This window comes from Vibrio minamisatsumaniensis (assembly GCF_050337445.1).
GTDB classification, from domain to species: Bacteria; Pseudomonadota; Gammaproteobacteria; order Enterobacterales; family Vibrionaceae; genus Vibrio; species Vibrio artabrorum.
On sequence record NZ_JAKJSY010000061.1, the window covers coordinates 23,712 to 30,655 of the forward strand.

The 6,944-nt window shown below is 43.5% G+C and carries 4 protein-coding genes and 2 pseudogenes; 4 read left to right on the forward strand and 2 right to left on the reverse strand.

What is annotated here, in order from left to right; translation table 11 throughout:
- Window positions 1–49 precede the first annotated feature (49 nt).
- The 3 genes and pseudogenes from yejK to L4B77_RS14205 all read left to right on the forward strand — a co-directional run.
- Entirely contained in the window at window positions 50–1,054 is a 1,005-nt protein-coding gene (gene yejK, locus L4B77_RS14195; RefSeq protein ID WP_429751172.1) for a nucleoid-associated protein YejK, read from the forward strand.
- A gap of 105 nt (window positions 1,055–1,159) precedes the next feature.
- Window positions 1,160–1,916 (forward strand): annotated as a pseudogene (locus L4B77_RS14200) (Hpt domain-containing protein); the annotation flags it as partial.
- A 299-nt stretch (window positions 1,917–2,215) separates the two neighbouring features.
- Window positions 2,216–2,578, forward strand: a pseudogene (locus tag L4B77_RS14205) (Hpt domain-containing protein); the annotation flags it as partial.
- Between the two features lie 176 nt (window positions 2,579–2,754).
- Here the strand turns inward: L4B77_RS14205 and nhaC are convergent.
- The gene (nhaC, locus tag L4B77_RS14210) at window positions 2,755–4,191 is read right to left on the reverse strand and encodes a Na+/H+ antiporter NhaC (protein WP_261837703.1); all 1,437 of its coding nucleotides are present in this window, start codon (window positions 4,189–4,191) and stop codon (window positions 2,755–2,757) included.
- Window positions 4,192–4,702: 511 nt separating this feature from the next.
- On the opposite strand from nhaC, the gene asd reads away from it, so the two are divergent.
- Window positions 4,703–5,821: an aspartate-semialdehyde dehydrogenase gene (gene asd, locus L4B77_RS14215; RefSeq protein ID WP_372041336.1), complete on the forward strand. Its 1,119-nt coding sequence runs from the start codon at window positions 4,703–4,705 to the stop codon at window positions 5,819–5,821.
- 232 nt (window positions 5,822–6,053) lie between these two features.
- On the opposite strand, the gene L4B77_RS14220 is transcribed toward asd, so the two are convergent.
- Entirely contained in the window at window positions 6,054–6,692 is a 639-nt protein-coding gene (locus tag L4B77_RS14220) for a YchE family NAAT transporter (protein WP_372066094.1), read from the reverse strand.
- Window positions 6,693–6,944: the final 252 nt, after the last annotated feature.

Sequence of the window (6,944 nt, forward strand, 5' to 3'; positions counted from 1 at the left end):
ATAACCTACTATTCACGACAACTGAAACCTGAACGGTAATATTTTCATTATGAGCCTTCACCTTTCCAACGTAATTTTACATCAATTAAGCAAGAACGATCAGGAAGAGCTGATTGTTAACTATCGTGCTGAGTCTCTCGAAAACGATGCGTCATCTGAAAGCCTAGTGGCTGAGCTTCACCGAGTGTTCAACTCAAAAGCAGGCAAAGGGTTTGGTTCGTTTAAATCCGACAGTGAATTTCAACAGTCTTTGCATGAATTTCGCACCGGAGAACAAAGCTTCTATGATTTCTCTCAAAAAAGTGCATTACGTCTAAAAGATGAGCTTTCAAAGTATCCTTTTGCTGATGAGGGGACTTTGGTGTTAGCGGAATATCAATCACTGGCGACAGACTACCTGTTCATTGGCTTACTGCCTTCAAACCAAAGCTTGAAAGTGACAGAAGGGCTTGATATCAGTGCAACGGATTATCTTGATATCTCGAAGATGGACATTGTCGCGCGCCTTGATCTCTCAACATACGATACAGACAAAGAGTCAAACCGTTATCTGACTTATATTAAGGGACGTGTTGGTCGTAAAGTCGCCGATTTCTTTTTAGATTTCTTGCAGGCAGAAGTTGGTTTAGATGCAAAGCAGCAAAACCAAGTATTGATGCAAGCGGTAGAAGATTTTGTTTCGGATTCTAAGTTAGAAAAAGAAGAAGCGATCAGCTATAAAAAGCAGGTTGCAGACTACTGTAATGAGCAGCTAAAAGCGGGCGATGAAGTTCAAGTGCGTGAACTTTCTGGTGAGTTGCCAACAAGTACCGATGGTACAAGCTTCTTTGAATATACTAGTGAGCAAGGCTATGAGTTAGAAGAAAGCTTCCCTGCCGATCGCGCAACTATGCGTAAACTAACAAAATTTGTTGGTGCTGGTGGCGGTTTAAATGTTAGTTTTGATAGTCTACTTCTAGGCGAACGTATCTTTTACGATCCGGAGACCGACACGCTAACGATTAAAGGCACACCACCGAACTTACGTGACCAACTGACTCGCAATAAGTCATAGTCCTGGGTTAACGGATAAAAGCGGCAGCAGGATGTTGTCGCTTGTTTTGTGCTCAATCTTTTAGTTAATGTCATGGCTTCTAGTTAACACGCACAAGGACTATAGATGGAACAATCAGTAGCAAAGCCCAAACGCTTTAAAAAACCAGCCACTTTTTTGGTCGTGCTCTTGGCTCTGTGGTTAGTTCCTTCACTGGCTCTTCTTAATCTAAGTCGCTCCTACACCAATTCTCTTGCTCAAATCAATGAGCTTGGTATCCGCGTTAACGAATTGAGACAATCTCTTTATTTCTCGGAACCGCTTCGAGTCTCTCGTATCAATGATCTAGCACTCAATGCTCAGTTGGTTTATTCAATTCGACTTCAGATTGAATCAGATTTCCAACATGCCTTGTTTCGCCCTGATGTCAACCAACTGCTATACGTAACTGATCAGTTTCTAGAAAACTTTGATGAGTTCATCCCGATAGAAAGTCAGGTTCAAGACCTCGTTTATAACATCAAGGTATTACGTGCTGACTCCAATCTTTCTCCCAGCCTAAAACCGCTGTTAATTGAATTCGGCGTGGTGGTTTTTGAAGCTATGTATTCTGATAATCAAAGATCGTCAGCCACCTATCGAGCCTTTGATATGATTTTAGAAAAATCTTATTCATTGGGAATCGAAGAGCAAGATGCGATGCAACAACTACTTGCTGAGGCATCAACCTTATTAGGGGATTACGCGAAGCTCAATTATTTAGTGGATAAAATCAAGATAAATTCAGTGACAGAACAGATCATTAAACTCGAAGCTAAATTTCATAACCGTCAATTTAAACTATTAGTCATGATGTTAGGTTTAAGTTTAGTGGCGGTGTTCGTGTTAGCTGTATGGGGGGCTCGCTCAAAAACGAGAAGAGAAGAAGAGAGTAAACCCTCTTTTGATTCTGATATTAATTTAAGCAAACAAGATGCGTTCACGATGGCTAACCAGGAAGAGCGGGTATTCAGTACCTCTCGTAGTGGTGATGTTTTCTCAGCGAAAACGGACAGAGACGCTTACGTAGGGGAGGACGGACACCTTAATGAATCTTGCGAAGTGTCATTACCAGAGAAGAACAGTATTACCAATCAACAAACTATCGAGCAAAGTAATCAAGACGTGCCGGAGGCAGAGCGCTCTGTCGCCAGTGTGATCAATTCAAAGCCTGCAATTGATATTGAAGATATGCTCGAAACGCTCGATGGTGATGTTGAGTCAGTTGAACTGTTGCTTGGCGTCTTTGTTCAAGATCACGCAGAGGACTTTACAAAGTTTAAATCTCTACTAGCCGACGATCAAACCTCAGCGGTTCGTGTTGTGCATAGCCTAAAAGGCGTGGCAGGCACGATTAAAGCATCTCGATTAGCGATCATTGCCACGAGTATTGAATTGACAATGAAGCAGTCGAGTCCGATTGAGGAACACGATTTAATGGAACTCGAGTTGGCAATAAAAGCATCTGTGGATTTTGCTCAAGCGTATTTAGATCGTCAGCGTTAATGCCTGTCGAGATGATTGATATGACTTTGGTTAAGCACTCCATCGTGAGGGGAGTGTTGGTCAAAGTAGAAAAAGAGCGCTCTAGGGCGCTCTTTTTGCATCGATACCATTAATGCTTTTTGGGTACGGATCTTCCAAAAGATCGAGGGTGATAAAGCCGCTAACACATCAGGATGTTAAGCTTGTTGCTTAGTGAGCTCTATCACTTCTTCGGTGTCAAGTGCTGGCGCTGTTGGTTCACACTTGTCAACGAACCAACCCATATAAGACGTTACGATAGTCACGATGATACAGATGAAGCTTAACCACATGAATGGCGCGTAAGAGAGTGTAGCAACGCCAAGAATACTCGCCATGTAGATACCGTTATCACTCCAAGGAACCATACCCGACGTTAACGTACCGCCAAATTCAGCGTTACGAGAGAGATTCTTACGTTTGTAGCCTAAGCGGTCATAGTTTTTCGCACAGATTTTTGGCGTCAGGATGAGAGATACATACATTGCAGAACCAAAAACGTTACCCATGAAAGCTGTACCAATGGTGCTGGTTGCCAGTGAGCCTGCGCTCTTAACCCGGCGTTCGAACACCTTAGCAATCGTCTCTAGCACACCGACTTTATCCAGTAGACCACCGAAGCCTAAACCAAACACAATAACCGCAACCGAACCTAACATTGAAGACATGCCACCACGGTTAAGAATCGAGTCGATGAACTCCACGCCAGATGAAATAGAGAACGGTGCCCATGCTGTATTAAAAGCAGTAAGGAAGTCGATTTCTTGGATCATCACGGCCCAGATTATACCTAGCAGAGAACCAAAACTGATCACAGGGAATGACGGCATGCGGAAAGCCAACAGGCCAAGTACAATCAATACGGGTACGAATGAGTATGGCGTGATGTAGAACTGGACTTCCATTGCTTTAATTACTGAGTCGACTTGGCTCATGTCAACGTTGCCCGCGTAGTGGAAACCAAATGCAGTAAACATTATCCCTGTAATTACGTAGCTGATTAGTGCGACGGGTAACATGCCTTTAATATGTTCAACAACTTCGACACCAGACATCGATGAAGCAAGGATCACTGAATCAGAAAGTGGAGACATCTTGTCGCCAAAGTAACAACCCGAAAGTACGGCACCCGCGGTGATTGGTGCAGGAACCCCCAGACCTTGGCCAATCCCCATCATTGCAATCCCCGCGGTACCAGCAGCTCCCCAAGAGGTGCCAGTTGCTAAAGCCGTGAGGGAACAGATGATCATAGTCGCTAAAAGGAAGATAGAAGGATGAATAGCTTTAAGACCATAGTAAATGATGGTTGGTACAATCCCGCCAGAGATCCAGGTACCAACAAGAGCGCCAACGGCTAAAAGTATTAAAACCGCGCCTAAGCCATTCGATATTCCCTTGAGTGCCGCTTTTTCTAGGTCTTTGTATTGGTGTCCAAGACGAAGACCAAGAACAATGATAATGAACCAGCCAATGTACAAGGCGAGTTGGATTGGGAGGTCGAACTTTGCCGTAAAGGAAAAAGCAAGGGATAGAAATAGTCCTAACGCAATGAATACCTGCAACAGGTTCGGCAGTCGAGTTTTACTCTGCTTCATAAAAGCCTCTTATTATTTCGAGCATTTATAGTACTTGGTTATCGTTTTGGGGTGCGAAGTAGACATTACATCAATTAGAGTATTATATCGAACAAATGCGTACTAGTTGTGATATTTGACTATTAAATTATTTATTTGTGGTTGTATTGTCTGATTTTTTTGTTAAAATGATGAATGCCATGTGTTGTTTTTTGTTGTGTATTGTTTGTGCTTTGTGAAATGCTACTCGGGTTAAGTGCTATCAAATAGTGACAATCACTATTGACGTTGATTTTTATCGGAATGGCAATTGGCCCTTTTGGGCGGCAACATCTTGGGTGATCCACGTAATGCGTGATGTATTAAAGATAAGGACACCTCATACGATTTAGAGATAACTGCACTATTTATCGCGTTCACTTAAAATAAACGAAAAAGTTACACTTTTTGCTAAAAAGCACTTGAGTTCTGTTTCTGAAAAACTTATAGATGGGGGAGAGTAATTTTTTAATTTATACATGGAGAGTGAGCGATGAGAGTAGGTCTAGTTGGTTGGCGCGGTATGGTTGGTTCGGTACTGATGCAACGTATGGTTGAAGAAAAAGATTTCGACCTGATTGAGCCTGTTTATTACAGCACATCTCAGATTGGTATTCCTGCCCCTGTTCTAGGTGGTAAAGATGCAGGCCTCCTTCAAGACGCTTTTGATATTGATAGCCTAAAACAGCTTGATGCTGTGATTACCTGTCAAGGTGGCGATTACACATCAAAAGTATACCCAGCACTGCGTCAAGCCGGTTGGAAAGGTTACTGGATTGATGCAGCTTCTACTCTGCGTATGGACGCGGATTCAATCATCACTCTTGATCCTGTTAACTTGGCTCAAATCCAGCAAGGCATTCACAGTGGCACCAACACTTTCGTTGGCGGTAACTGTACTGTGAGCTTAATGCTGATGGCTCTGGGCGGCCTATACGAGAAAGGCATGGTTGAATGGATGAGTGCCATGACTTACCAGGCGGCTTCAGGTGCGGGCGCTAAGAACATGCGTGAGTTGATCTCACAAATGGGTGTGATCAATGACAGCGTAAGTTCTGAATTAGCGAACCCTGCAAGTTCGATTCTTGACATCGATAAGAAAGTCGCAGATACGATTCGTTCATCGTCATTCCCAACTGAACAATTTGGTGCTCCGCTTGCAGGCTCACTGATTCCTTGGATCGATGTGAAGCGTGAAAACGGTCAGAGCAAAGAGGAGTGGAAAGCCGGTGTTGAAGCGAACAAGATTCTTGGTCTAGATGGTCAGCCAATCCCAATTGATGGTACTTGTGTACGAATCGGTGCAATGCGTTGTCACGCTCAAGCACTCACGATCAAGCTTAAGCAAGACGTGCCAATGGACGAGATCGAAGAGATCATCGCAACGCACAATGATTGGGTTAAAGTGATTCCTAACGACCGTGACATCACGGCACAGGAGCTAACACCTGCAAAAGTGACAGGAACCATGTCTGTACCAGTCGGTCGTCTGCGTAAGATGTCGATGGGTAACGATTTCCTAAACGCCTTCACTGTTGGTGACCAACTGCTTTGGGGGGCGGCAGAACCACTACGTCGTACTCTGCGCATTATCCTTGCTGAGAAAGCGTAACTGCCTCATTTTTTAGAATAATTAACGAAGAAGCGCCTTAGGGCGCTTTTTTGTGCTTCACGCTAGACGATTTACGTTTTATGGCATTAGTGAAATTCGTCTTTTTAAACTTGTTAACAACGAGTATATAAGCTTCACAATCACGAGGCGAGTGAAAGCCAATGTGCTCTACTCGGCTCGTGTGTGAACGATACGATATGCCAATAAAAGGCGTTTGGGGTGCTGTTGAACGTTATGCTAAGCCAGGTAATAAATTACGTAATCCATTCGCAATAAACTCGATACCGAGTGCGCCAAGAATTAACCCCATGATACGTGTGATGACGTTGATCCCTGTTTGTCCCAAGAAACGAACGATCACAGGCGCAGAGCGGAACAGTAGCCAAGAACAGGTCGCAAATACAATAATGCTAATGCCTATACCGAGTGTATCAATCGTAGCAGGGTAACGAGAGCTGTACACTATCGTCGAGCTGATTGCACCCGGACCAGCCATGAGCGGCATCGCTAAAGGTACGACACCGATTTGCTCTTTACTGATGTACTCAGATTTCTCTTGCTTGTTCTGTTTATCTTCACCGAGCTTACCGCTCATCATCGAAAAGGCGATGCTCAATAAGAGTAAGCCGCCGGCAACTCGGAACGAATCCAATGAGATGCTGAACATGTCTAATAGTAATTGCCCAGCAACAAGCGACACAATTAAGATAACGGCAACGGCGACGTTGGCTTGCAAGGCGGTCCTATTTCTCTCTTCAGGGGGCATATGAGCTGTAAGAGAAACAAAAATAGGCATGATGCCGATGGGGTTTACGGCAGCAACAAGCCCAAGGAAGAATTGCAGAAAAATTGCCAGTTCTAAACCTTGCATGAGAGCGGTCTCCAGTTAGCGTATTTGATATGAAGGTGTGTTCTGTGAATCGTCAGAATGCGTAATGTAAGTGACATTTACGAATTTCACGAATGAAAAAAACTAACGTGAAGCAGGGGCTATTTWTTAGAAAAACTAATTGAACTTCACTTTTGTATTAAACCTGTTTCAACTTGGTTGTAATTGTTTCATTTGGTAACTTCTCTCTTGTAAATGTTAACTGTCGCACGAAATTAATAAAAATTATGACAG